Below are 25,618 nucleotides of genomic sequence, written 5' to 3' on the forward strand. Positions count from 1 at the left end.
GGGTGTCAGATCAATTGACAAGCGGAGTCGGCTTTCCTAGGGTTCGCCTCATTCTTTTTTACAAGACAATTCAACTATGACCGATGGCGACCGTATCAAACTCGAACCCAGCTGGAAACACGCCCTGCGCGATGAGTTCGATAAGCCCTACATGGTCCAATTGCGCGAGTTTCTGCGCCAGGAACATGCCGCCGGAAAAGAAATCTACCCGCCGGGCCCGCTGATTTTCAATGCGCTCAATTCCACGCCGTTGGACAAGGTCAAAGTGGTGATCCTCGGCCAGGACCCGTACCACGGTCCCGGCCAGGCTCATGGGCTGTGCTTTTCGGTGCAACCGGGCGTGCCGACGCCGCCGTCGCTGGTGAATATCTATAAAGAGCTCAAGCGCGACCTGAACATCGACATCCCCAATCATGGTTACCTGCAAAGCTGGGCTGACCAAGGGGTTTTGATGCTCAACACCACCATGACCGTGGAGCGTGCCAACGCCAACGCCCATGCGGGCAAGGGCTGGCAGTTTTTTACCGATCGGGTTATCGAAGTGGTCAGCGAACATCAGCCGCATTTGGTGTTTTTGCTGTGGGGCGCACATGCGCAGGGCAAGCAGAAGTTGGTCGATGCGACCAAGCACCTCGTGTTGACCTCGGTGCACCCGTCGCCGTTGTCGGCGTATCGCGGGTTCTTGGGTTGCGGGCATTTCAGCCGCACCAACAAGTTTCTTGAGCAGAATGGCGAGGCACCGATTGAGTGGCGGTTGCCGCTCGTCTGATCCGCGCGGTACTAAAGCCTGACCATCGAAACCGAGCCATTCTCGATATCAGCGACATATAGATTGCGGCCATCCGGGGCGACAACCATACCCCGCGGTTTGTCGAAACCTTCAATAGTGCCGGTGACGCGGTTCAGACGCGTGTCAATAATACTGATCCGTCGCCCGTCTGTTTCAGAGATATACGCCATTTCGCTGAGCCGATTGAAGGCAATGGCCCAAGGCCCCTCAAGGTTGCTGATTTCTTTGCTGACGTCGGGGATCAAGGCATTGCCAACGGTCACCTTTCCACTTTCGCGGTGGGTGATGTAGAGGTTTGGATAGCGCGGGCTGTAAGCGATGGCCGTGGGGGTGCCGGCGGCGATGCCGATATACGCGGTGACATTATTGCTCGCGAGGTCGACGATGGCCCAGCCGTGACTATCCGTGGCGACGTGAGCACGCGTGTTGTCCGGTGCGATCACCACGTCTTTAGGGCCATGCACCGGTGTCTCACTCACTCGTTGATAGGTGCTGGTATCAAAGGCAACCAGTTTCGAATCGCCGTGATCAGCCACATATAATCTTGTACCCGTTGAGTTCCGCGCCATGCCATTCACCGTGATGAGCCCTGTGATGGTTTTGACTACGGTGTTATTCAGGGTTTCGATGACGTTGATGGGGGTTCCAGTCGCGACACTGTTGTCACTCACATAAACCCGGGAGTCATCCGGGCTGATTACTATCCTTATGGGAGAACCCAGGCCTGTTAGGGTCTGTATCACCCGCAGAGGTTGGGTGCCGAGGACGGTGATGGATCCCGTTGTAGCGCTTGTCACATACAGACGTGTGCCTGCACGGTTCATCACCAGGCTATTGGGGTCGCCTGGTACTGCGATGGTTTCCACAATCGCTGCAGGTTTTGCGGCGTCGTCAGAGGTCGGTGGGCGTGGCTCATTGTGTTTGGTCATGATGAGCAATTCGAGTAGGCGGAAAGGGTGCAGTCATCACGTGTACTTACGCGATCTGCACCACAGATTGAGCGCTCAGTGAGTGAGGTTGACTACCTGTGAAAAATGACAGTTCAGATGAGCGGTCATGGTTCCTGGGAGACCTTTGCACAGCGGCTCTGCTCAGGGTAGGCGGTTCCAGTGTCTGAACAGCGGCTCTGCCAAAAACAACACGAATAATAAGCGCATCACCTGCATCGCCGTCACCAGCGGCACCGACAGTTGCAGGGTCTCGGCAGTGAGGCTCATCTCGGCAATGCCGCCGGGCATCATGCCCAGGGTCAGCGAGCGCAGGTCCAGATGGGTCAGGGCGCTCAAACCCACCGCCGCGAATGTCGCCAGCGCCATGGTCAAGGCCGTGCCTATCAGGGTGCGGCCCATGAACGATGGCGCACGTCGAAAGAACTGGCGATTGAAGTGGCAGCCCAAACCGCTGCCGATCAGCCATTGGCCAATCTGGCTGCCGCCGTCGGGTAGGGCGATATGCAGGTCCCAGACCACACTGGCAGTGGCGCTCACCAGCAAGGGGCCGAACAACCACGGGTTCGGCTGACGCAAACGCTGCCAGCCCCAGGCCATCAGCGCACCCATCGGAAACAGAGCTAACAACCAAGGCCAACTCACCGGTGCCGGATGAAACTGCGGCGTGCCACTTTCAAGCAAATACTTGAAGATCGCCGGCACACACAGCACCACCACCAGCACCCGCAAACTTTGCCCCGCCGCGACCCGGCTGAGCACTGCGCCATTGCGTGCGCCGAGGTTGACCATCTCACCGGAGCCACCCGGCATGCTGGAGAAAAATGCGGTGGCGCGGTCTTCACCGCTACGCCTCATCAACCACACGCCGACCACGCTCGACAGGCTGGTGACCAGCGCACCAAAAAAAATCAGCCCGAAGTGGCTCATCACCTGCTCGATCACCACCGGTGTGAAGTGCAGGCCAATGCCTATGCCCACCACCCATTGGCCGCATTTGCGCCCGCCGGGTATCTCGGCCAACTGCCAAGGCGTGAGGCAACGCACCAGAATGATCGCCAGCAACGAGCCGACCATGTACGGCAAAGGCCAGCCGACGAGGCTGGCCAGGTAACCGCCGGCCAGCCCGACCAGCGGTGTTCCCCACCAGTGTTTAAAGGTGGTCTCAGGCATCGGCCACGGCACGACGCTGCAAGGCACGTTTGCGGTAGATGCGCACCAGCGGGAGGGCCAGCATCAGCGCAGTCAGTACCCACACACCAAAGGTGATCGGGCTCGACCAGAGGATTTGCAGGTCACCGTTGGAGATCGACAACGCACGGCGTAGGTTCTGCTCCATCAAGCCGCCCAGGATAAAGCCCAGCAGCACCGGCGACAGCGGGAAGTCGAGCTTGCGCAGGATGTAACCGAAGATGCCGATACCCACCATCAGGAACAGGTCGAAGGTGGTCGCGTGAACGGCGTAGACACCAATCGCCGTGATGATCGCGATCACTGGCACCAGCGCCCAGTTTGGCACGGCCAGGATGCGCGTGAAGATGCGGATCATCGGGATGTTGAGGACCACCAGCATGATGTTGGCGATAAACAGCGAGGCGATCAGGCCCCAGACGATATCCGGTTGCTGTTGAAACAGCAGCGGGCCAGGGGTGATGTTGTACAACGACAGTGCGCCGATCATCACCGCCGTGGTGCCCGAGCCGGGTACGCCAAGCGTCAGCATCGGCACCAGCGCACCGCAGGCGGACGCTCCGATCGCGGTTTCCGGAGCGGCGAGGCCGCGCATGTCGCCCTGGCCGAATGTACCGCTGGCACCGGCCAGGCGTTTTTCGGTCATGTAGGCAACCGCCGAGGCCAAGGTCGCACCGGCACCGGGCAACACGCCCATGATGAAACCGAGCAGTCCGCAACGGATGTTTACTACAAAGACAGAAGACGCTTCCTTCAGGTTGAACATCATCCGTCCGGTCGCTTTCACAGCTTCCTGACCACGGTGGGTTTTTTCCAGCAGCAACAGGATCTCGCTGATGGAGAACAAGCCCAGCACCAACACCACAAACTGGATGCCGTCGGTGAGGTGAATGTTATCGCCGGTAAAACGGTACACACCGCTGTTGGCGTCGATGCCCACCGCCGAGAGGAACAGGCCGATCAGCGCCGCCACAAACGTCTTCAGGGGTTTATCACCCGCCATGCCGCCGAGACAGACAATCGCGAATACCATCAGTACGAAGTATTCCGCCGGGCCGAAGGCAATCGCCCATTTGGCCAGCAGCGGCGCAAACAGCACCATGCCGCAGGTAGCGATAAACGCACCGATGAATGAGCTCCAGGCCGACAACGACAGCGCTACACCCGCCAGGCCTTTGCGGGCCATCGGGTAGCCGTCGAGGGTGGTCATCACGGTGGACGCTTCGCCCGGAATGTTGAGCAGGATCGAGCTGATCCGGCCACCGTACTCGCAGCCCAGGTACACGGCTGCCAGCAGGATCAGCGCCGATTCCGGCGGCAGGCCGAGGGCGAAGGCGATCGGAATCAACAGCGCCACGCCGTTGATCGGGCCAAGGCCCGGCAACAGGCCGACCACGGTGCCGATCAGGGTGCCGCACAGCGCGGTTATCAGGTTGTAGGGGGACAGTGCAACGCCGAAGCCTTGGCCCAAGTAGCCGAAAGTATCCATATCAGTTCTCCAGAACGTCGAGCAGGCCAAGGGGCAGCGGCACATCCATGACTTTATCGAACAGCAGATAAAGCCCGACGGCCATTAGGCTGACGATCACCACACTGGGCAACCAGCGGCCGCCGTACAGGCGTGCCATCGGGATGCCGATCAGCATACTGCTGAGGATGAAGCCCAGAGGTTCGAAGGTGCCTGCGAACACGATCAACAGCGCGACGCACACGCCGATCTTGATCAAGGTGGCACGGTCCAGCGCGGGTTCTTCTTCGGTATGGCGAGTTGGCTGCGGGCGAATCAGCATGTAGATCAGCGCCAGGCTCATCAGCCCGAGCATCAGCAGCGGGAAGGCGCGTGGCCCGACTGGTTCGTATGAAAATGCGGCGTGATAGCGCCACGCCATCGCTGCGAGGCCGGCGCAGGCCAGCAGCAACACGGCGGCAAAAATGCGTTGTAAGAGCATGTTGAACTCCTGGGCCACGCCGCGTGTTTAAACGGGCGTGGCCGCGCTACAGAAGGGCGATTACTGGATCAGGCCGAACTCTTTGGCCAGCACTTTGTAGTCAGCCACCTGTTTCTTCACGTAGGTGTCCAGCTCCGGGCCGGTCATGGCAAACGGGAACAGCTCGCGCTGGTCACGCAGCTTGGCGAACTCTTCAGAGGCCAGCAGTTTGTCGAACGCGTCCTTCCACCAGGCGTAGTCGGCATCGCTGACTTTTGGCCCCAGGTAGAAACCGCGAACCACCGGCCAGACGATGTCGTAGCCTTGCTCTTTGGCGGTCGGAATATTCTTCATTTCCGGCTCATCCAGGCGCTGTTCGGAGAACACCGCCAGCAGACGCATATCGCCGCTCAAGATGTGCGGCATGGAGTCGGAGATGTCGGTACTGCCCACTTGGATGTGGCCGCCGAGCAGAGCGGTGGCGATTTCACCGCCGCCTTCCAAGGCCACATAACGCAGCTCGCGCGGGTTGATTCCGGCGGCTCTGGCGATCAGCGCGGTTTGCATCCAGTCCTGGCTGCCCACAGTGCCGCCGGAACCGATCACTACGCTGCCTGGATCTTTCTTCAAGGCTTTGACGAGATCGTCGAGGTTCTTGTAGGGCGAATCGGCTTTCACCGCGATGGCGCCGTAGCTGGTGCCGACCGCTGCCAACCAACGCACGGCGCTTTCATCGAAGCGACCGAACTTGCCTTGGGCCAGGTTCAACAGCGAACCGCTGGACCACGCAACCAGGGTGCCGCCGTCCGCAGGGCGTTGGGCGACCACCGCGTTGTAGGCCACGGCACCGACGCCGCCAGGCATGTAGGTGACGCGCATCGGCTTGCTCAGCAGCTTCTGGTTGACCAGCGCGCTTTGCGCCAGTTTGCAAGTAAGGTCAAAGCCGCCGCCAGGCGATGCTGGGGCGATACATTCCGGGCGCTTGGGTTCATCAGCGGCTAACAGTTGGCCGGCAAACAGCATGCAGCCGGCGGCGAGTGCGAATTTACGAAGGGAAGGGGTCATGCCTGTCTCCATTATTGTTCTTATTGGGACGAAAACGCTTCGAGGCGTTTTTCGGTTGCTATCACTCAAATAGCTTGGCAGGCGTAACCTGCCGTAGCTGGATGCTAAAGCGCGAAGCTTTCACTAACCTTTCAGTCACCTTTCAATGTCTTCGGGCTTCACAGGGCAGGCGGCGCCTGTAAACTGCCCGGCAATGCGTGGTGCCGACCACGCCTGAATGAGGTAGAAATCCATGCGTGTCTTGCTGGTTGAAGACCATCTGCAACTCGCTGAAAGTGTTGCGCAAGCGCTCAAGAGCACGGGTTTGACCGTTGACGTGCTGCACGATGGGGTGGCGGCGGACCTGGCCCTGAGCAGCGAGGAATACGCGGCGGCGATACTCGATGTGGGGCTGCCACGCATGGATGGTTTCGAGGTGCTCGCGCGTTTGCGCGCCCGTGGAAAAAACCTGCCGGTGCTGATGTTGACGGCACGCAGTGATGTGAAGGACCGCGTACACGGCCTGAACCTGGGGGCTGACGACTACCTCGCCAAACCTTTCGAATTGACGGAGCTGGAGGCGCGGGTCAAGGCGTTGCTGCGGCGCAGCGTGTTGGGTGGCGAGCGTCAGCAGGCCTGCGGCGTGCTGGTCTACGACCTCGACACCCGGCGTTTCACCGTGGGTGGCGAGCTGATGACGCTTACTTCCCGTGAGCAAGCAGTGCTCGAAGCGCTGATCGCTCGCCCGGGTCGGGTGATGAGCAAGGAGCAGTTAGCCTCCCAGGTGTTCGGCCTGGATGAGGAGGCTAGTCCGGATGCCATCGAAATCTACGTGCACCGCCTGCGCAAGAAACTCGACGGCCAGCCCATCGCTATCGTGACCTTTCGTGGCCTTGGGTACTTGCTGGAAGCTCGCGATGCATAAGCCCAGCAGCTTGCGCTGGCGCCTGCTGTGGAACCTGGCGCTGCTGCTGGTGTTGTTGATGTTCGCCAGCGGCATGAGCGCCTACTGGAATGGCCGCGAGGCCGCTGATACCGCCTACGACCGCACACTGCTGGCCTCGGCGCGCACTATCGCCGCTGGCTTGACCCAAGTAGATGGCACCTTGAGCGCCAATGTGCCCTACGTCGCCCTGGACACTTTTGCCTACGACAGTGCCGGGCGGATTTATTACCAGGTCAATGACATCCACCAGCAGTTGATCTCCGGCTACGAAAACCTTCCCGGCCCACCGCCGGGCACGCCGCGCACCGATGACTATCCGGCACTGGCACGTTTCTATGACGCCGTGTATCAGGGCCAGGAAGTGCGTGTGGTGAGCCTGCTAAAGGCTGTCTCTGAACCCAACATGAATGGCATGGCGGAAATCCGCGTCGCCGAAACCGATGAAGCGCGCGTAAGCATGGCTCGCAGCCTGATGGCCGACACCTTGCTGCGCCTGGGCATGCTCGGCATCGGCGCGTTGTTGCTGGTGTGGTTTGCCGTGAGTGCGGCGTTGCGCCCATTGGAGCGTTTGCGCACGGCGGTGGAGGAGCGCCAGTCCGACGACTTGCGTCCTTTGCCGTTGGTGGAAGTGCAGCACGAGTTCGGCCCGTTAGTGCGGTCCCTCAACCACTTCACCGAGCGCCTGCGCGGCCAGTTCGAGCGCCAGGCGCAGTTTATTGCCGATGCGGCCCATGAGTTGCGTACGCCGCTGGCAGCGCTGAAGGCCCGGTTGGAACTGGGCTTGCGCGCCGAAGACCCCGCCATCTGGCGCAGTACTTTGGAATCCGCGGCCCAGGGCACTGACCGTCTGACTCATCTGGCCAATCAACTGTTGTCTCTGGCACGCATCGAAAACGGTGCCCGAGCGATTGCCGAAGGCGGCGCGCAGCTACTTGACCTTAGCCAATTGGCTCGGGAGCTGGGCATGGCCATGGCGCCGTTGGCCCACGCACGCGGCGTGGCGTTGGCGTTGGAAGCCGACGAGCCGGTGTGGTTGCGCGGTGAGCCAACGCTGTTGAATGAGCTGTTGAGCAATCTAGTGGACAATGCCTTGGCTCACACGCCGCCGGGTGGCAACGTGATCCTGCGTGTAACGGCACCGGCGGTGCTGGAAGTGGAGGATGACGGCCCCGGTATTCCGCAGGATGAGCGGGACCGGGTGTTCGAACGCTTCTACCGCCGTAGCCAACAAGGCATGGGGTCAGGCCTGGGGTTGGCGATTGTCGGTGAAATCTGCCGGGCGCATCTGGCGCAGATCAGCCTGCACGATGGCGAGCAGGCCGGGTTGAAGGTGCGGGTGAGTTTTATCGCGGGCTGATCATTAGAACATCGAGCGGGCTTCATCCAACTCGGCGCGCAAGGATTCGCTGTAGGGGTCGATGCGCAGTTTCTTGATCGCCGGCAGGGTAGAGGCCGATACGCTTGCCAGGGGGTGATCGGTGCCGCGATGGCAATACAGCACGGCGACTTGCACCACATCGATGTAGTCGAGTCTGGCCGAATCGCGTTCCAGGTCCAGGTACTGGCCGGGCAGTTTCGCCAGCATTTCCGGAAAGTCCCAGCCGCTTAGCAGTTTGTCGCCCAGTAACGGGTGGATGCTCTCGATTACATGGTTGAGGCTGACCGAGTCCGACAGCAGCTCATAGTGGTCTTCTGCGTACGTCAGGATCGGCAGCACGCCGATCTGGTGCACCAGGCCGCCGAGGGCCGCCTGGTCGGGCTTGAGCTGGCTGTGACTGCGGCATAAGGCATAGCTGACGCCCGCTACTTCGAGGCTGCGACGCCACACATCACGCATTTTCTGATCAACCACATCGGAGCGGGCGTGAAAAATCTGCTCCATGACCAGGCCGATTGCGAGGTTGCTGCTGTAGTTGGTGCCCAGCCGGGTGATGGCGGTGTGCAGGTCGGTGACTTCCTGGGTCGCACGCAACAACGGGCTGTTGACCACTTTTATCAGGCGAGCCGACAGCGCGGTATCGCGACCGATCACTTTGCTCAAGTGGCTGATGCTGATTTCCGGGTCTTCAGCGGCCTGACGAATATTCAGGGCTACTTCCGGCAATGTCGGCAGAACCAGGTCATCGTTGTCGATGGCCGTCACTAAAGCCTGTTGGACTTTTTCCGCCAGCTCGTTCATTCATGCTCTCTAGCGTGTTGCAAAAAGGTATGGCGACTAACGCTGGATCTCTCGATCACGGTCGAGTGTGTAAGGCAGGTCAAGCAGCTGTAAGGCGGGACCTTCTAGCGTGCCTAAATGCACATCGCCACTATCGGCAGCTTCGGCTTGCAATACGGCCAGAAGTTCAACGTTTTGGTCAGCTTTTGCGGCAATGACCACTTCGCCGATCGAGCTGTTATGGCTGGGAGAGAACAGCGGCGTGCCTGGCTCGGGCATTTCAGCGGTATTGAGACTCAAGCGGTACAGCCGACGTTTGAGTTTTCCCAGGTACTGCATGCGCGCTACGATTTCCTGGCCGGTGTAGCAGCCCTTCTTGAAGCTGACGGCGCCCACGGCTTGCAGGTTGAGCATCTGCGGGATGAACAGCTCGCGCGTCTGCGGCATGACCTGGCCAATGCCCGCGCGGATTTGACCCAGGAGCCAATCATTCAAATCTGTTTCTTTTAATTGCTTGGCCAGTTGCTCGTGCACGGCCTCAGCATGTTCGGTGGGTACCCAGAGTTCGGCGCGCTCAGGGGACACGCGGATGGCAATCAATGCATCGCTGCGGGCGACGCTATCGGTCTCGGCCGGCAGTTCCAGGCCTAGGCTGGCCAACGCCTGATTCGCGCTCACGAGGCCGAAACGCACCCAGGCGGCGGTTTCGTCGGTGAGCTTGGATTTGGAGAACACAGCGTACTTCTTCAGGTCTGCCAACTGCGGTTCCAGCAGCTCAGTGGCCATTGCCAGTAACACGCCGTCACCTTGCAGCAGGATGCGAAAGCTCGACTGCATACGTCCTTTTTGTGTGCAGCGCGCGCCGAGGCTGGCCTGGGTCTCGCTCAGGTAATTGAGGTTGCAGGTCAGTTGGCCCTGAAGGAATTTGGCAGCGTCGGCGCCGCGGACGGCGAGAACGCCTTCGTGGGACAGGGGGCAGAAGAAAGCAGAGTCAGCCATGGGTCATCGCAGGTCAAAAAGTCATGGGTGCATCATAGAGGGGCGCCCGGCAAATGGATAGTTTCCGTATGGGCGACCAAAGCCGACTGTTCCGGTGCCGTCGGGCCTGTATACTTGCGCTCTATTTGAGGAGCGCTTCATGGTCGAAGATGTAGAAATCAATCGTCTCTACTGGCACAGCCGTCGTGGCATGCTGGAGTTGGACGTGTTGCTGGTGCCTTTCACCAAGGATGTGTATGCGACGCTCAATAAGGTGGATCGCGACCTCTATGTCAGGCTGCTGGAATGCGAAGATCAGGACATGTTCGGCTGGTTTATGGAGCGTGCTGAATCGGAAGACCCGGAACTGCAGCGTATGGTCCGGATGATTCTGGACCGTGTTCAGCCCAAGTAATACGTTTGAATGCCGCTGGCAGGCCTCACGGCTTATGCTGGCGGCGTATCTCCTCGCCCAGCTGTTCGCGTTGGGTGCGCTTTTGTTTCTTGATCTGTCTTGTTCAAGCCTGGGCATGTTGCTGTGCCTGGCGCATGCCGCCTGGGTTTTACCGCGTCATATCCTGCTCACACACCGTTCGTCGATTCGTGGCCTGCGCCGCGACGCCGATGGCTGGCAGTTGCTCAGTGCTGAGCGAGGTTGGCACAGCGTGCAGTTGCGTCCCGACAGCTTGGCGCTGCCGCTAATCGTGGTGCTGCGCTATCGGGTGCCTGGAGCGTGGTGGGTGCGTTCTATCTGTGTGCCGTCGGATGCGCAGGTCGCCGATGTGCATCGGCGCCTGCGGGTGCGCTTGAAGTTCAGCCGCCGTAGGTGGTTGGCACCAGAATAGTGTCCCGGGCTTCGGGCAGCATCTGCGGGTAGTCCAGGGTGTAATGCAGGCCGCGGCTTTCTTTGCGCTCCATGGCCGAGCGGATCATCAACTCTGCTACCTGGGCCAGGTTGCGCAGCTCGATCAGGTCGCGGCTGACTTTGTAGTTACTGTAGAACTCCTCAATCTCATCCAGCAGCAGACGCACCCGGTGCTGCGCGCGTTGCAGGCGTTTGTTGGTGCGCACGATTCCCACGTAGTCCCACATGAAGCGGCGCAGCTCATCCCAGTTGTGCGCGATGATTACGTCTTCGTCCGAGTCGGTGACCTGGCTGGCGTCCCAGCGGGGCAGGGCGGCAGGCACCGGGATGCGTTGCAGCTGCTCGAGGATGTCCGCCGCCGCGGAGCGCGCATAGACGAAACATTCGAGCAACGAATTGCTGGCCATACGGTTAGCGCCATGCAGGCCGGTGAAGCTGGTTTCGCCAATCGCATACAGGCCGGGTACGTCGGTGCGGCCATGCCTGTCGACCATCACGCCGCCGCAGGTGTAGTGGGCGGCCGGCACCACAGGGATCGGGCCTTTGGTGATATCGATGTTGAACGCCAGGCAGCGCTCATAAACCGTGGGGAAGTGGGTCTTGATGAAGGCTTCGGGCTTGTGGCTGATATCCAGGTAGACGCAGTCGATGCCCAGGCGCTTCATTTCATGGTCGATGGCACGGGCGACGATATCGCGCGGGGCCAGCTCGGCGCGCGGGTCGAAGCGCTGCATGAAGCGTTCGCCGTTAGGCAGTTTCAAGTGTGCGCCTTCCCCGCGCAGGGCTTCGGTAATCAGGAAACTCTTGGCCTGTGGGTGATACAGGCAGGTGGGGTGGAACTGGTTGAATTCCAGGTTGGCCACCCGGCAGCCGGAGCGCCAGGCCATGGCAATACCGTCGCCGCAGGCTCCATCCGGGTTGCTGGTATAGAGGTAGACCTTCGCTGCGCCGCCTGAGGCCAGGATGGTGAAGCGCGCGCCGTAAGTGTCGACTTCACCACTGACACGGTTGAGCACGTAGGCGCCGAGGCAGCGTTCGCCGTCCAGGCCCAAGCGTTTCTCTGTGATCAGGTCGACGGCGACGCGTTGCTCAAGCAGCTCGATATTGGGGCGCTGGCGTGCCTGGTCGAGCAGCGTCCTGAAAATGGCTGCGCCGGTGGCGTCGGCAGCGTGGATGATTCGGCGATGGCTGTGGCCACCTTCGCGGGTCAAGTGGAATTCAAAGCCGCCGTCGTCGCTGCCAGCGTGTTCGTCACGGGTGAACGGCACGCCTTGGTCGATCAGCCATTGAATCGCCTCACGGCTGTGCTCGACAGTGAAGCGCACCGCCTCTTCATTGCACAGGCCGCCGCCGGCATTGAGGGTGTCTTCGACGTGGGATTGCACCGTGTCGGTGTCGTCCAGCACGGCGGCGACACCGCCCTGGGCCCAGAACGTCGAGCCGTTTGCCAGGTCGCCTTTGCTCAGTACCGCAATACGCAGGTGGCTGGGGAGGGTCAGCGCAAGGCTCAAGCCGGCCGCGCCGCTACCGATCACCAGGACATCGTGTTGAAACTGTTGGCTCATTTAAAGGATTCCGCAAAAAGCGATCCGGGGTGGCGCAAACAGGACGCCTGGATCGGCGAATCAAAGGGTCACACGGACTACTAGTATATAGAGGGGTGGAGCGGCACAATAGTCGGGCATTCGTGGCAATATGAGATTACGGTGCACGGCTTCGGTAAAATCGGCGGGTTATTGAGACGGGAACTTTTTGCATAAGCCTCGACTCAATAGCAGGTTGCCCGGAAGCTGGGAAACGTTGAGTTTATTGGCCCGTCGGGAGCATTGGACGCGTCAGAAAACCGGCGACAAGATTATTCGCGCAGCCGGCGTTGCCCGTGCTGCGTTTTTCGTGTGTGCCAAATCAGTGCATGCCGGAAACTTGCTTTGAGGGGGAGAACTTTTGCGAAAAGTCCGAGTCTATGTTTGCAAGCCTGATCGTTTAGTTATGCAAGCCTCCTTCAAGTACAACGAGGAGTGTTCATGCTAACCCAGGAAGAGGATCAGCAGCTGGTCGAGCGCGTTCAACGCGGTGACAAGCGGGCCTTTGATCTGCTAGTGCTGAAATACCAGCACAAAATTCTCGGGTTGATCGTGCGGTTTGTGCACGACACCCATGAAGCGCAGGACGTTGCACAGGAGGCCTTTATCAAGGCTTACCGTGCGCTTGGTAATTTTCGCGGTGATAGTGCGTTTTACACGTGGCTATACCGAATCGCCATTAACACGGCGAAGAACTATCTGGTGTCTCGCGGACGCCGCCCGCCGGATAGCGATGTAAGTTCAGAAGATGCAGAATTTTACGATGGTGATCACGGCCTCAAAGATCTCGAGTCGCCGGAGCGTGCGTTGCTGCGCGACGAGATCGAAGGCACCGTTCATCGCACAATTCAGCAACTGCCAGAAGATTTGCGTACGGCGTTAACTTTACGTGAATTCGATGGTCTGAGTTACGAAGACATTGCGAGTGTCATGCAGTGTCCGGTGGGGACTGTAAGGTCGCGGATTTTCCGGGCCAGGGAAGCCATCGATAAAGCCTTGCAACCGCTGTTGCAAGAGAACTAAAGACAGCGGCTACAGCCAAGAGAGGAACCGCCATGAGTCGTGATGCCCTGCAGGAATCGCTGTCCGCAGTGATGGATAACGAAGCGGATGAACTGGAACTTCGTCGAGTGCTCAATGCATTTGATGATGCCGAAACCCGTGATACCTGGTCTCGTTACCAAGTCGCTCGGGCGGTAATGCACAAGGATCTTCTAATCCCTCGTCTGGATATTGCTGCGGCGGTTTCTGCTGCGCTTGCTGATGAAGCCGTTCCGGCAAAATCTGCTCGTGGTCCATGGCGTAGCCTGGGTCGCCTCGCAGTGGCTGCCTCGGTGACTGTCGCAGTGTTGGCCGGTGTTCGCCTGTATAATCAGGACGAAATCGCCGGTGCCGAACTGGCCCAGCAGACTCAGCAACCGGTCATGGCCGGTCCGCAAGTCAAAGGCCCAGCGGTACTGGCCGGCTACAAGGAAAGCTCTGACTCCACCGGTCCTATGGCCAGCGGTGTGTTGCAAGGGCAATCCGGCTGGCAAGATCAGCGTCTTCCAGGCTACCTGCGCCAACATGCACAGGAATCTGCCTTGAAAGGCACTGAGAGCGCTCTGCCATACGCTCGCGCAGCAAGCCTGGAAAACCGCTAATCCGTAAGGAGCTCTATGCGAGCCATACCGCTCCTTACGCTTTTGCTCAGTGGTTGTTTTGCACTCCCCGGCCATGCCGATGAAGCCCAAGACTGGTTGACTCGACTTGGGCGTGCAGAACAGCAGCAAAGCTTTCAAGGTACGTTTGTCTACGAACGTAGCGGCAGTTTTTCTACTCATGACATCTGGCATCGCGTCCAGAATGGTCAGGTCCGTGAGCGGCTCTTGCAGCTTGATGGTTCTGCCCAGGAAGTCGTGCGGTTGGATGGTCGAACGCAATGTGTCAGCGGCACTCTTGTCGCAGGCCTTGGCAATTCGCGCGATGCACCATCACGTGCACTTGATCCGAAAAAACTCAATCAATTCTACGAAATGGCCGTTATTGGCAAATCCCGCGTGGCCGGTCGCAATGCGGTGATCGTGTCAATCACTCCCCGTGACCAATACCGCTATGGTTTTGAGCTGCACCTGGACCGTGAAACCGCGCTGCCGCTCAAATCACTGTTACTCAATGATCAGGGGCAGTTGCTCGAGCGTTTCCAGTTCACGCGGTTGAATACGTCGCTCGTCCCTGAAGACCGCGATCTGCAGCCTAGCAGCGAATGCACATCCATCACGGTCGCCAATGATAAAGCCCCAGAGGTGCAGTCTACCGAGACCTGGCATCTGGAATGGTTGCCGCCCGGGTTTCAGCTGACCAATAGCGGTGCTCGAAAAGACACCCAGACCAAAGCGACCGTCGACAGCCTGATGTATGAAGACGGGCTGGCGCGTTTCTCGGTGTTCCTCGAGCCAATCAGCGATGTGAGCGTCACTGAAACCCGCACTCAACTGGGGCCCACCGTTGCAGTATCGCGCCGCCTGAATACGGTGGACGGCGAAATGATGGTGACGGTAGTGGGTGAGATTCCAATCGGCACCGCAGAACGTATCGCATTGTCGGTACGCGGTGAAAAAAAGCCAGTCGCCCAGCCGTGAGTCGTTAATTCTATGTTCATCCTGACGTTTCACTGTAGTTGCATGCCAGGTTGGCTGCCGAGAGACATGAAATGTCTGGATCAGCATTTTCACTTGCAAAAATCCCTCATGTTTTTTATAGGTCAGTGCTTGTCGGCTCTGGCCTTGTCTTGTTCGCGGAACAAAGATGTCGGTCGCAGTTTTCGGCGTTTCTTGAACCCTGTCGCTCAACCCTGCTCGTCGTAACGGGAGCTGTATGTCGATACCACGTTTGAAATCGTACCTATCCATAGTCGCCACGGTATTGGTGCTGGGTCAGGCCTTACCTGCGCAAGCGGTCGAGTTGCCTGACTTCACCCAATTGGTTGAGCAGGCATCGCCTGCCGTTGTGAACATCAGTACCACGCAAAAACTGCCGGATCGCAAAGTCTCCAACCAGCAGATGCCGGACCTGGAAGGCCTGCCGCCGATGCTGCGCGAGTTCTTCGAGCGCGGCATGCCGCAACAGCGCGCGCCCCGTGGCGGCGGTGGCGGCCAGCGTGAGGCTCAGTCCCTGGGCTCGGGCTTTATCATCTCGCCGGATGGCTACATCCTCACTAACAACCACGTGATTGCCGATGCCGACGAGATTCTCGTGCGCCTGGCTGATCGTAGTGAGCTGAAAGCCAAGCTGGTAGGCACCGATCCAAGATCCGATGTGGCCTTGCTGAAGATTGAAGGCAAAGACCTGCCAGTGTTGAAACTGGGTAAATCCCAGGACCTGAAAGCCGGGCAGTGGGTAGTCGCTATCGGTTCGCCGTTTGGCTTTGACCATACCGTGACTCAAGGCATTGTCAGCGCCATTGGCCGCAGCCTCCCGAACGAAAACTACGTGCCGTTCATCCAGACCGACGTGCCGATCAACCCGGGCAACTCCGGTGGCCCGCTGTTCAACCTGGCCGGCGAAGTGGTGGGGATCAACTCGCAGATCTACACCCGTTCCGGTGGCTTCATGGGGGTGTCGTTTGCCATTCCGATCGATGTAGCCATGGACGTTTCCAACCAACTGAAAAGCGGTGGCAAGGTCAGCCGTGGCTGGTTGGGCGTGGTGATTCAGGAAGTGAACAAAGACCTGGCTGAATCCTTCGGCCTCGACAAGCCGGCCGGTGCACTGGTCGCGCAGATCCAGGACGATGGCCCGGCTGCCAAGGGTGGCCTGCAAGTCGGCGACGTGATCCTTAGCATGAACGGCCAGCCAATTGTCATGTCGGCCGACCTGCCGCACCTGGTAGGCGCGCTCAAGGCAGGCAGCAAGGCCAAGCTTGAAGTGATCCGCGAGGGCAAGCGCCAGAACGTTGAGCTGACTGTTGGCGCAATCCCTGAAGAAGGGGCAGCACTGGATGCCTTGGGTAACGCTAAGCCGGGTGCCGAACGCAGCAGCAATCGCCTGGGCATTGCTGTCGCCGAACTGACCGCTGAACAAAAGAAGACATACGACCTCAAGAGCGGCGTCGTGATCAAGGAAGTCCAGGATGGCCCTGCGTCCCTGATTGGCCTGCAGCCAGGTGACGTGATCACCCACCTGAATAATCAGGCAATCGACAATACCAAGCAGTTCACTGACATCGCCAAGGCGCTGCCGAAGAACCGCTCGGTATCGATGCGAGTGCTGCGTCAGGGGCGTGCCAGCTTCATAACCTTCAAGTTGGCCGAGTAACCCGGTAAAAAGAAAAAGCCCCGCCTTCGTTTAACGAGGGCGGGGCTTTTTTTTTGGCCGCTGGATTTAGCTCATCATTCCTTTGACCAGGCGCTCCTGTTCGATCAGTTCACGCTGACGCGCGTCGATACGCGACGACAGCGGGAAATTGCTTCCAGCGCGACGCTTTGCAAAATCCAACTGCTGGATGGCCTGCTGGAAGTCACCTACCAATGCGAAGTATTCGGCGCGGGCCTGATGCAGGCCAATGATATTGCCTGACAAGCCTCGGGTTTCCGCAACCTGATACCAAACGTCGGGATCGTCGGGCCTGGATTTGAGCAAACCGTCCAAGGCCTTCTCTGCATCGGCAGTGCGGTTCTGTTTGAGCAACACGTCTACTCGGATCTGATTCAGCGGATAGTTGCCCGGATATTGGGCTAGCATCCGATCGGTACGTTGCTGGGCATCGGGCAGATGATTGTTGTCGATCTCCAACTGAATCAGCGCCAGGTTGTAGGTAATGTCGTTCGGTGCCTTGGCCAGCAACGCTGTCAGGTTTTCCCGCGCTCGCTTGAATTGGGAGCCTTTGATCTGGGCGATAGCCAAACCATAACGCGCTACATCGTTTTTCGGGTTCTCGTCCAACTGCGCCTGGAAGCGCTTGGCGGCGAGCCCTGGGGTGTCTTCGTACTGCAATTGCACCCGTGCGCGGATCAGTTGATAGCGCAAGCTATCTTCTTTGCCGCCAGGCTTGGACTGCTCGGCGCGGTTGCGGGTGTCGGCGATTCGCGATTCGGTGACCGGGTGTGTCAGCAGGAATTCCGGTGGCTTGGCATCGAAGCGGTACTGGCGCATCAGACGCTCGAACATGGTTGGCATGGAGCGCGGGTCGTAACCGGCTTTTTCCAGGTTGAGGATGCCTATGCGGTCCGCCTCTTGTTCGTTTTGCCGCGAGAACCGACGCTGCTCTTGGATTGCAGCAGCCTGTGTGCCGGCAATCGCAGCAATACCCGCGTCACCTGCACCAGCGGCTGCGGCAATGATGCCGCCAAGCAACGCTGCCATCATCGGAAGCTGCATGCGTTGTTGCGCTTCCACGCCACGGGCGAAGTGGCGTTGGGACAAGTGCGCCAGCTCATGCGCCAGCACCGAAGCGTATTCCCCTTCGGTCTGAGCGTTGAGGAACAGGCCTCCATTGACCCCCACAATACCGCCGGGTGCGGCAAAGGCGTTCAGTTGCGGGCTGTTGATCAGGATGAACTCCAGCCGACGGTCGTTGACTTGGCTGGTCTCCACCAGTTTGTAAACGCTGGTTTCGACGTAATCCTTGAGCTGCGGATCGTTGAGTTGCGAGACCTGGCCCCGCAGATAGGCCAGCCAGGCGCGGCCCAACTGGTATTCCTGTTGTGGCGAGACAATGGCAGAACTGGCGTCGCCAAGTGACGGCAGGTCGTCAGCGAAGCCTGGGGAGGCCAGCAGGCAAGCCAGCGTCAGCAGGGTGGGGCGCAAAAAAGTCATGCACATAGCCTTTCGACAAAGAGCTTACTGTAGCCGGACACTGAGCTTCGGACCAGATATTCTAAGCAGCCCAACGCGTGCCCGGAGTAAAACCATGACCGACGCTGTAGCTTTTGATGCCGAACTTGATGCCAGCGGCCTCAATTGCCCGTTGCCCTTGCTCAAGGCCAAGCTGGAACTCAATCGTCTGGCCAGTGGCGCCGTACTTAAGGTAATCGCCACGGACGCAGGCTCTCAGCGTGATTTTCGTACGTTTGCCAAGCTGGCCGGCCACACCCTGTTGCACGAAGAAGACGCCGCCGGTGTGTACCGTTACTGGTTGCGCAAGGCCTGAACTGTTTGCCCCCACCACCTGAGGTTGATTGATGTTCAAAGTGTTACGAGACTGGGTCCAGCGCTACTTCTCCGATGAGGAGGCCGTGGTGCTGGCGGTTCTGTTGTTTCTAGCGTTTACGGCTGTGCTCACCTTGGGTGGCATGTTGGCACCGGTGTTGGCGGGGATGGTGCTGGCCTATCTGATGCAAGGCCTGGTCACCGCTCTGGAACGGTTGCGCCTGCCGGGCGGGGTGTCGGTGGGGCTGGTGTTCGCCTTGTTCATGGGCGTGTTGGTGCTGTTTATCGTGGTAGTGCTGCCGTTGCTATGGCATCAACTGATCACTCTGTTCAATGAGTTGCCGGGCATGCTCGCCAAGTGGCAATCACTGTTGCTGCTGTTGCCGGAACGCTACCCGCACCTGGTGTCGGATGAGCAGGTGTTGCAGGCTATAGAAGTGGCCCGCGGCGAGATCGGAAAGTTCGGCCAATGGGCGCTGACCTTTTCCCTGTCCAGCTTGCCGCTGCTGGTGAATATCATGATTTACCTGGTGCTGGTGCCGATTCTGGTGTTCTTCTTCCTCAAGGACCGCGCCATGATCGGCCGTTGGGTAAGTGGCTACCTGCCGCGCGAGCGAGCGCTGATTACCCGTGTTGCCGAGGAAATGAACCGGCAGATCGCCAACTACATACGCGGCAAGGTGATCGAGATCATTATCTGCGGGGGCGTGACCTACATTGCCTTTATTGCCCTGGACCTGAACTACGCGGCCTTGCTGGCATTGCTGGTCGGGATTTCAGTGGTGGTGCCTTACGTAGGCGCGGTGGTGGTGACGGTGCCGGTTACATTGATTGCCTTGTTCCAGTGGGGCTGGAGCGACCAATTCATCTACTTGATGGCGGTGTACGGGATTATCCAAACCCTGGACGGCAACGTGCTGGTGCCGCTGCTGTTCTCGGAGGCCGTCAACCTGCATCCGGTAGCGATCATCTGCGCAGTGTTGTTGTTTGGTGGGTTGTGGGGCTTCTGGGGCGTGTTCTTTGCGATCCCCCTGGCGACGCTGTTCAAGGCGGTGCTGGATGCATGGCCGCGTCAAGAGCCGGTGGTTGCGCCGTTGTTGTAACGGTATGACACAAACTTGTAGTGAGCGGGCTCGCTCCGCGCTGGGGTGCGAAGCAGCCCTAAAACCTGCAGCCGCGTTTTATCTGAAAAAAACGCGGCGGCTATGTTGGGGGCACTTCGCAACTCAGCGCGGGACAAGCCCGCTTACTACAGACTCAAGGCTTGTTCAGCGCCTGCGCCGCGGCCAAAACCGCATCCACATGCCCTGGCACCTTCACACCACGCCATTCCTGACGCAGCACGCCATTCTTGTCGATGAGGAACGTGCTGCGATCCACGCCGAGGTATTCCTTGCCATACAGCTTCTTCAGCTTGATCACGTCAAACAGTTGGCAAACCGCTTCGTCCTTGTCGCTGATCAGCTCGAAGGGGAACTCCTGCTTGCCTTTGAAGTTTTCGTGAGACTTCACGCTGTCGCGCGACACGCCAAACACTTCAGTGTTGGCCGCCTTGAACGCTGCGTACTGGTCACGAAAACCCTGGCCTTCAGTGGTGCAGCCCGGCGTACTGTCCTTCGGGTAGAAGTAGAGCACCACTTGCTTGCCCTTGAGGGCTGCGAGGCTGAAGGTCTGGTCGCTGGTGGCCTGGGCTTCGAAATCGGCTATGGGTTGGTCGATGACTACGGCCATGAAAACTTCCTTACATTGGGTTCTGTGGGCGCCACGGTTCGATCAGTGCGTCGAGGTTCAGGGCATCGGCGAAATCCAGGAACTGATCGCGCAGCCAACTGATCTGCACGCCCGCCGGCAGGGTCACGGTAAACGTGGCGTTCAACATGGTGCCGCCTGTTTGCGGGGCCTGGTAGGTGTCGCAGGTCAGGTTCTCCAGCTCGACATTGTGGTCGATGAAGAACTGGCACAGCTCGTTGACGATGTCCGAGCGATAGGCCGAACTGACATACGCCACATAAGGCAGAGCCTGCGGACGATTTTCCAGGGCGGCGCTGCGTACCACATTGACGGTGAAGTCATGCTTCTTTGCCAGGCCCGGCAGGCCGGTTTCGAGGCGAGCCAGGGCATCCCAAGTGCCGGAGATCTGCAGGACCAGCGCACTGCACTCGCCATGACGAGTCAGGCGGGAGGTTACGACGGCGCAGCGGTTTTCATGGCTGGCGCGGCACAGGACGTTAGTCAGCTCCATGGGGTTGGCGCCGAGGGCACTGATAACAAGGAATTGTTCGCGAACTGTGGGGGTGGACATGCAGCCTTCCTAAAACGATGAGCGGTCGATACTGTAAGGGCGGTATCGATCAAAGGATGAAGGGTAGCGAAAAGCGTCGTCAAGGGATAGGAGGTGGCGTTTTCATTGCGTGATCGGTCCTATTTCATCGTGCTTCAGGGTGTGCTTTGGCCCGATGATGGCATTGTCCGTCGTTTAGTTACGTCAGAACGCATCCTCAGGCGGTACTTTGCTTGTGCAAGCATCTTGGCGCCAGTACCATTACGGCTCTCTTTTTCCGGCAGGAGCGGTTGCATGATTGCGGGCAGTATGGTGGCACTGGTCACACCCATGGATGCACAAGGTCGTCTCGACTGGGACAGCCTGGGCAAACTGGTGGACTTCCACCTGCAAGAAGGCACCAACGCCATCGTGGCGGTCGGCACCACCGGTGAATCGGCCACTCTCGATGTGGAAGAACACATCCAAGTGATCGAGTTCGTGGTCAAGCGTGTTGCGGGCCGTATTGCCGTGATCGCCGGCACGGGCGCCAACTCCACACGCGAAGCAATCGAGCTGACCAAGAACGCCAAGAAGGCCGGCGCCGATGCGTGCCTGCTGGTGACCCCGTACTACAACAAACCGACCCAGGAAGGCCTGTACCAGCACTTCCGCGCCATTGCCGAAACGGTCGATATCCCGCAGATCCTCTATAACGTACCGGGTCGTACCGCGTGCGATATGAAGGCTGATACCGTGATCCGTCTGTCCACCGTGCCGAACATCATCGGTATCAAGGAAGCCACGGGCGACCTGCAGCGCGCCAAGGACATCCTGGCCGGCGTGAGTGGCGATTTCCTGGTGTATTCCGGTGACGACGCCACTGCGGTCGAGCTGATCCTGCTCGGCGGCAAAGGCAACATCTCTGTGACCGCCAACGTGGCCCCGCGTGCCATGAGCGAGATGTGCGCTGCCGCCATCGCCGGCGACGCCCTGACCGCCCGCGCGATCCACGAGAAGCTGATGCCGCTCAACAAGACACTGTTTATCGAATCCAACCCTATTCCCGTGAAATGGGCGCTGACTGAAATGGGCATGATGCCGGACGGTATCCGTCTGCCGCTCACTCGTCTTAGTGAAGCCTGTCACGAACCGCTGCGACAGGCCCTGCGCCAGTCCGGCGTCCTGGTTTAATTGAGGAAGCATTACGCATGAAGCGATTGGCCGGACTTTCCGCACTTGCCTTGATTATCTCCAGCACCAGTGGCTGCGGTTGGATCTGGGGCCCGGATGGCTACTTCCGTGACCGCGGTAGCGATTACCTGGAAGCCCAACCCACCAAGCCGATGGAGTTGCCGCCTGGCGTCAATGTCGCCAAGCGCCTTGACCCCTTGCTGCCGATCCCGCGCAACGTTGCCGACGACACCACCAAGGGTGAGTACGTAGTGCCGCGTCCACAGCCGATCTCGGCCGTGGCGGATGCCAGTGACTACAGCCTGCAGAAAAGCGGTGACTCCCGCTGGATCGTGGCTCAGCGCCCGCCCGCCGAAGTCTGGCCGGTGGCGGTGCAGTTCTTCCAGGACAACGGTTTTCGCATTGATCAGCAACGCCCGCAGACCGGTGAATTCACCACTGCATGGCAGCAGGGCAGCGAGCTGTCCGCGACCATGGCCAAGCGCCTGCAGGCCGGTGGTGTAGCCGCCGACAGCGAAGCCCGAGTGCGTGTGCGCATCGAGCCAGGTGTGCAACGCAATACCAGTGAAGTCTACGTGGTCAGCGCCGAGCGTCCTGCCGGCAGCACCGCCAACGTTGATTTCACCAATCGTTCGGTTAACCCCGGTGTCGACTCGGCACTGGTCGACGAGATGTTGGCCAGCATGAGCCGTATCTCCGAGAAGGGCGGTTCCGTTTCGCTGCTCGCCGCACGTGATTACGACACCCCGAGCCGCGTCAGCCTCACTGAAGACGGCAGCGGCAACGTTGTGCTGAACCTGGGTGAAGACCTCAATCGTGCCTGGGCCAGTGTTGGCCGCGCGTTGGAACAGGGCCCTTGGCGTGTTGAAGACATCAACCGCAGCCTGGGCCTGTACTACATCAACGTGGCTGAAAAGGCCGAGCGCAAAGATGACGAACCAGGTTTCTTCAGCAAATTGTTCGGCAGCAAGCCGACCAAGGAAGAAGTCGAAACCCGCGCCGAGCGTTATCAGGTTCGTTTGAGCAAAGTGGGCGAAAGCGTGCAAGTCACCGTCGAGAAAAACATCAATACCGTTGCGCCCGCTGAAACAGCGCGCAAAGTATTGGGCGTGATTCAGGACAACCTGGGCTGATCCGATGCGTTTTGCCGTTCTCGGCAGCGGTAGCCAAGGGAACGGCACGCTGGTCGCCCATGACGACACGTATGTGCTGGTGGATTGTGGTTTCTCCTTAAAAGAAACCGAGCGGCGCCTGCTGCGCCTGGGGGTTCACCCCACGCAGTTGAGTGCGATTCTGGTGACCCACGAACATGCCGACCACGTGCATGGCGTGGGTTTGCTGTCTCGGCGCTACAATCTTCCGGTGTACCTCAGTCGCGGCACCTTGCGCGGGATGCGCAAACCCATTGAACCCGCGGGTTTCCTGGCCGGTGGCGAGCAACTGCAAATCGGTGCCCTGAGCATCGATGTGATTGCCGTGGCGCACGACGCTCAGGAACCGACGCAGTATGTTTTCAGTGACGGAGAGCGACGCTTCGGCGTGCTCACTGACCTGGGTTCCTACTGCGCCAAGGTGCTGGACGGTTACCGGAACCTCGATGCGTTGATGATCGAGTCCAACCACTGCCGAGACCTGCTGGCTCGCGGTCATTACCCCTACTTTCTCAAGCAGCGGGTGGGCGGTGAACTGGGACATTTGAACAACCACCAGGCCGCGTACCTGGTGTATGAGTTGGGCTGGCAAGACCTGCAACACTTGGTCCTGGCCCACTTGAGCAGCAAGAACAACCTGCCGACGCTTGCCCGGCAATGTTTTGTCGACACCCTTGGGTGCGACCCGGACTGGCTGCAACTGGCCGATCAAGATTCAGGGCTCGACTGGCGCCACATCGCCTAGCCCACCTCACTCAAAGCGGAGCCCATCATGGAAAAACGTGAAGAACTCTACCGCGGCAAAGCCAAGTCGGTGTACAAGACCGACGACGCCAACCGCCTGATCCTGCTGTTTCGCAACGACACCTCGGCGTTCGACGGCAAGCGCATCGAACAACTTGATCGCAAAGGCATGGTGAACAACAAATTCAACGCCTTCATCATGCAAAAACTCGAAGAGGCCGGCATTCCGACCCAATTCGACAAACTGCTGGGCGACAACGAGTGCCTGGTCAAGAAGCTCGACATGATCCCGGTGGAATGCGTCGTGCGTAACTACGCCGCCGGCAGCCTGGTCAAGCGCCTGGGCGTGGAAGAGGGCCTCAAGCTCAATCCATACACCTTCGAACTGTTCCTGAAGGACGACGCCAAGGGCGACCCGTTCATCAACGAATCCCACGTCGTGGCGTTCGGCTGGGGCACCGCTGAGCAACTGGCGCGCATGAAGGAATTGTCCCTCAAGGTCAACGATGTGCTGAGCAAGCTGTTCGACGCCGCCGGTCTGCTGCTGGTCGACTTCAAGCTCGAATTCGGTGTGTTCCACGATGGCTCCATCGTCCTGGGCGACGAATTCAGCCCGGACGGCTGCCGCCTGTGGGACAAGGACACCAAGAAGAAGATGGACAAAGACCGCTTCCGCCAGGGCCTCGGTGATGTGATCGAAGCCTACGAAGAAGTCGCCAATCGTCTCGGCGTACCGCTTTAATCGACGCAAGCATCTGATAGCACGGAAAAAAATCGCTTCGGCGCTTTGCTTTCCTGATCCACGCTGTTATGATGCGCGCCGTTGGAGAGATGCCAGAGTGGCCGAATGGGACGGATTCGAAATCCGTTGTACCTTCACCGGTACCTAGGGTTCGAATCCCTATCTCTCCGCCATTATTGAATAACGAAAACCCCCGATAACTTAATTGTTGTTGGGGGTTTTTTGTGTGGGGCAGAAATTTCAAGATGAATCCTGCTACGGTCATTTATCAGATGGCATCATGGGCCGTAACACCGTCATGCGATACCCAGTCATAACAACAGGGCGACGGCTCTGGAACAAGGACAGTCAGGCGGGTATTTTCGAGAGCTATATCCTCAGTGAAAAAACCGCGCTGGACGCTGCACGAGCGGGGCTGCTGTCCGATATTCAGAAGGGCGGAAAAGTGCATGGCCGATGATGTGCTAATCAACAACGCCTCGAGCATTGAGCGCCGTGTCGCTTGCGCCCGCGAGGAGTACGCAAAGGACCCTGCCAGTTTCGCTACTGACTTCATCCATCAGGACGCAGCGATTCTTAATATTCAACGTGCGTGCGAAGCGGCGCTGGATATGGGGCAGCATCCTGTTGACCAACCTGAAGAGCATGGTCGGTTTTCGCAATATCGCCGTGCACGAGTATCACCCCCTCCAATTGCCGATTACCGTTGCGATCATCACTCAGCATTTGGGTGATTTTTTGGCGTTCAGTTCATTTATCCTGATTAAGGATGCGAGTCAGTCAAGCGCTACCCCAGACACTTGAGTCAGATGAAGAGAAAGCCTGCAGAACTCAATGTTCAGCAGGCGTTTTAGTAGTTGCTCCTCCCTTCTGAATGTTCCCGTGATTTACTCCCCAGGGCGCTTAAGCGCCTTCGGCCTGCCATTGCGTGGGCACTGTTTTTTCAACGTTAAACCGTCAGGTTCGCT

26 protein-coding genes, 1 tRNA gene and 2 pseudogenes are annotated in these 25,618 nt (G+C 59.0%); 18 read left to right on the forward strand and 11 right to left on the reverse strand.

Annotation, left to right across the window (positions count from 1 at the left end):
• Positions 1-76 precede the first annotated feature (76 nt).
• A complete protein-coding gene (gene ung / locus AACY36_RS11225) occupies positions 77-769 on the forward strand; it encodes a uracil-DNA glycosylase (protein WP_339414959.1) in 693 nt (230 codons plus the stop codon).
• A gap of 11 nt (positions 770-780) precedes the next feature.
• Here the strand turns inward: ung and AACY36_RS11230 are convergent, their stop codons facing one another.
• The 5 genes from AACY36_RS11230 to AACY36_RS11250 form a co-directional block, all read right to left on the reverse strand.
• Positions 781-1,719 carry a YncE family protein gene (locus AACY36_RS11230; RefSeq protein ID WP_339414958.1) on the reverse strand — a complete coding sequence of 313 codons (939 nt, stop codon included), beginning with the start codon at positions 1,717-1,719 and terminating at the stop codon, positions 781-783.
• 162 nt (positions 1,720-1,881) lie between these two features.
• Positions 1,882-2,910 (reverse strand): AbrB family transcriptional regulator, encoded by a 1,029-nt coding sequence (locus AACY36_RS11235; protein WP_339414957.1) that lies wholly within the window; start codon positions 2,908-2,910, stop codon positions 1,882-1,884.
• Positions 2,903-4,417: a tripartite tricarboxylate transporter permease gene (locus tag AACY36_RS11240; RefSeq protein ID WP_339414956.1), complete on the reverse strand. Its 1,515-nt coding sequence runs from the start codon at positions 4,415-4,417 to the stop codon at positions 2,903-2,905. The genes AACY36_RS11235 and AACY36_RS11240 overlap by 8 nt, the downstream gene beginning before the upstream one ends.
• Position 4,418: 1 nt before the next feature.
• Entirely contained in the window at positions 4,419-4,877 is a 459-nt protein-coding gene (locus tag AACY36_RS11245) for a tripartite tricarboxylate transporter TctB family protein (RefSeq protein WP_339414955.1), read from the reverse strand.
• A gap of 60 nt (positions 4,878-4,937) precedes the next feature.
• Positions 4,938-5,921, reverse strand: a complete 984-nt coding sequence (locus AACY36_RS11250; protein WP_339414954.1) for a Bug family tripartite tricarboxylate transporter substrate binding protein — start codon at positions 5,919-5,921, stop codon at positions 4,938-4,940.
• A gap of 232 nt (positions 5,922-6,153) precedes the next feature.
• Between AACY36_RS11250 and AACY36_RS11255 the strand changes: the two genes are divergently transcribed.
• Together AACY36_RS11255 and AACY36_RS11260 are read left to right on the forward strand one after the other, a co-directional pair.
• Complete coding sequence (locus AACY36_RS11255; protein WP_010212220.1) at positions 6,154-6,825, forward strand: response regulator; 672 nt, start codon at positions 6,154-6,156, stop codon at positions 6,823-6,825.
• Entirely contained in the window at positions 6,818-8,203 is a 1,386-nt protein-coding gene (locus AACY36_RS11260) for a sensor histidine kinase (protein ID WP_339414953.1), read from the forward strand. The genes AACY36_RS11255 and AACY36_RS11260 overlap by 8 nt, the downstream gene beginning before the upstream one ends.
• Positions 8,204-8,206: 3 nt before the next feature.
• On the opposite strand, the gene AACY36_RS11265 is transcribed toward AACY36_RS11260, so the two are convergent.
• Both AACY36_RS11265 and ygfZ read right to left on the reverse strand, forming a co-directional pair.
• A complete protein-coding gene (locus tag AACY36_RS11265; protein ID WP_339414952.1) occupies positions 8,207-9,025 on the reverse strand; it encodes an HDOD domain-containing protein in 819 nt (272 codons plus the stop codon).
• Positions 9,026-9,061: 36 nt separating this feature from the next.
• Positions 9,062-10,003, reverse strand: coding sequence for a CAF17-like 4Fe-4S cluster assembly/insertion protein YgfZ (gene ygfZ, locus AACY36_RS11270; protein WP_339414951.1), 942 nt, complete (start codon positions 10,001-10,003; stop codon positions 9,062-9,064).
• A 139-nt stretch (positions 10,004-10,142) separates the two neighbouring features.
• Between ygfZ and AACY36_RS11275 the strand changes: the two genes are divergently transcribed.
• Both AACY36_RS11275 and AACY36_RS11280 read left to right on the forward strand, forming a co-directional pair.
• The gene (locus AACY36_RS11275; protein ID WP_339414950.1) at positions 10,143-10,397 is read left to right on the forward strand and encodes an FAD assembly factor SdhE; all 255 of its coding nucleotides are present in this window, start codon (positions 10,143-10,145) and stop codon (positions 10,395-10,397) included.
• Entirely contained in the window at positions 10,381-10,827 is a 447-nt protein-coding gene (locus AACY36_RS11280) for a hypothetical protein (RefSeq protein WP_339414949.1), read from the forward strand. Before AACY36_RS11275 ends, AACY36_RS11280 begins: the two co-directional genes overlap by 17 nt.
• On the opposite strand, the gene nadB is transcribed toward AACY36_RS11280, so the two are convergent.
• The gene (gene nadB / locus AACY36_RS11285; RefSeq protein WP_339414948.1) at positions 10,796-12,412 is read right to left on the reverse strand and encodes an L-aspartate oxidase; all 1,617 of its coding nucleotides are present in this window, start codon (positions 12,410-12,412) and stop codon (positions 10,796-10,798) included. The genes AACY36_RS11280 and nadB overlap by 32 nt on opposite strands.
• Before the next feature lie 459 nt (positions 12,413-12,871).
• Between nadB and rpoE the strand changes: the two genes are divergently transcribed.
• From rpoE to AACY36_RS11305, 4 genes are all read left to right on the forward strand, one after another.
• The gene (rpoE, locus tag AACY36_RS11290; protein WP_003172477.1) at positions 12,872-13,453 is read left to right on the forward strand and encodes an RNA polymerase sigma factor RpoE; all 582 of its coding nucleotides are present in this window, start codon (positions 12,872-12,874) and stop codon (positions 13,451-13,453) included.
• A gap of 32 nt (positions 13,454-13,485) precedes the next feature.
• Positions 13,486-14,073 carry a sigma-E factor negative regulatory protein gene (locus AACY36_RS11295; protein ID WP_339414947.1) on the forward strand — a complete coding sequence of 196 codons (588 nt, stop codon included), beginning with the start codon at positions 13,486-13,488 and terminating at the stop codon, positions 14,071-14,073.
• A gap of 15 nt (positions 14,074-14,088) precedes the next feature.
• Positions 14,089-15,051, forward strand: a complete 963-nt coding sequence (locus tag AACY36_RS11300) for a MucB/RseB C-terminal domain-containing protein (RefSeq protein WP_339414946.1) — start codon at positions 14,089-14,091, stop codon at positions 15,049-15,051.
• 235 nt (positions 15,052-15,286) lie between these two features.
• Positions 15,287-16,726, forward strand: coding sequence for a DegQ family serine endoprotease (locus AACY36_RS11305; RefSeq protein WP_339414945.1), 1,440 nt, complete (start codon positions 15,287-15,289; stop codon positions 16,724-16,726).
• Between the two features lie 66 nt (positions 16,727-16,792).
• Here AACY36_RS11305 and AACY36_RS11310 read toward each other — a convergent pair whose 3' ends face one another.
• Positions 16,793-18,226 carry a M48 family metalloprotease gene (locus AACY36_RS11310; protein ID WP_339414944.1) on the reverse strand — a complete coding sequence of 478 codons (1,434 nt, stop codon included), beginning with the start codon at positions 18,224-18,226 and terminating at the stop codon, positions 16,793-16,795.
• A gap of 94 nt (positions 18,227-18,320) precedes the next feature.
• On the opposite strand from AACY36_RS11310, the gene AACY36_RS11315 reads away from it, so the two are divergent.
• A complete protein-coding gene (locus AACY36_RS11315) occupies positions 18,321-18,560 on the forward strand; it encodes a sulfurtransferase TusA family protein (protein ID WP_010212198.1) in 240 nt (79 codons plus the stop codon).
• 31 nt (positions 18,561-18,591) lie between these two features.
• Positions 18,592-19,662, forward strand: a complete 1,071-nt coding sequence (locus AACY36_RS11320; RefSeq protein ID WP_339427824.1) for an AI-2E family transporter — start codon at positions 18,592-18,594, stop codon at positions 19,660-19,662.
• A gap of 154 nt (positions 19,663-19,816) precedes the next feature.
• Here the strand turns inward: AACY36_RS11320 and AACY36_RS11325 are convergent, their stop codons facing one another.
• Positions 19,817-20,290 carry a peroxiredoxin gene (locus tag AACY36_RS11325; RefSeq protein ID WP_339414942.1) on the reverse strand — a complete coding sequence of 158 codons (474 nt, stop codon included), beginning with the start codon at positions 20,288-20,290 and terminating at the stop codon, positions 19,817-19,819.
• Positions 20,291-20,300: 10 nt separating this feature from the next.
• The gene (locus tag AACY36_RS11330) at positions 20,301-20,861 is read right to left on the reverse strand and encodes a glycine cleavage system protein R (protein ID WP_003172487.1); all 561 of its coding nucleotides are present in this window, start codon (positions 20,859-20,861) and stop codon (positions 20,301-20,303) included.
• Between the two features lie 273 nt (positions 20,862-21,134).
• On the opposite strand from AACY36_RS11330, the gene dapA reads away from it, so the two are divergent.
• From dapA to AACY36_RS11365, 7 genes and pseudogenes are all read left to right on the forward strand, one after another.
• Entirely contained in the window at positions 21,135-22,013 is an 879-nt protein-coding gene (gene dapA, locus AACY36_RS11335) for a 4-hydroxy-tetrahydrodipicolinate synthase (protein WP_339414941.1), read from the forward strand.
• Positions 22,014-22,030: 17 nt separating this feature from the next.
• Positions 22,031-23,146 (forward strand): outer membrane protein assembly factor BamC, encoded by a 1,116-nt coding sequence (bamC, locus tag AACY36_RS11340; RefSeq protein WP_339414940.1) that lies wholly within the window; start codon positions 22,031-22,033, stop codon positions 23,144-23,146.
• Positions 23,147-23,150: 4 nt separating this feature from the next.
• Positions 23,151-23,909 (forward strand): MBL fold metallo-hydrolase, encoded by a 759-nt coding sequence (locus AACY36_RS11345; protein ID WP_339414939.1) that lies wholly within the window; start codon positions 23,151-23,153, stop codon positions 23,907-23,909.
• A 27-nt stretch (positions 23,910-23,936) separates the two neighbouring features.
• Complete coding sequence (gene purC, locus AACY36_RS11350; RefSeq protein ID WP_339414938.1) at positions 23,937-24,650, forward strand: phosphoribosylaminoimidazolesuccinocarboxamide synthase; 714 nt, start codon at positions 23,937-23,939, stop codon at positions 24,648-24,650.
• Positions 24,651-24,733: 83 nt separating this feature from the next.
• Positions 24,734-24,823, forward strand: a tRNA-Ser gene (locus AACY36_RS11355).
• Between the two features lie 116 nt (positions 24,824-24,939).
• Positions 24,940-25,110 (forward strand): annotated as a pseudogene (locus AACY36_RS11360) (type VII toxin-antitoxin system MntA family adenylyltransferase antitoxin); the annotation flags it as partial.
• A pseudogene (locus AACY36_RS11365) lies at positions 25,100-25,454 on the forward strand (DUF86 domain-containing protein). The pseudogenes AACY36_RS11360 and AACY36_RS11365, both read left to right, overlap by 11 nt.
• The last annotated feature ends 164 nt before the right edge of the window (positions 25,455-25,618 follow it).

The organism is Pseudomonas sp. EA_15y_Pfl1_P101 (assembly GCF_963970835.1).
Taxonomy (GTDB): Bacteria; Pseudomonadota; Gammaproteobacteria; order Pseudomonadales; family Pseudomonadaceae; genus Aquipseudomonas; species Aquipseudomonas tritici.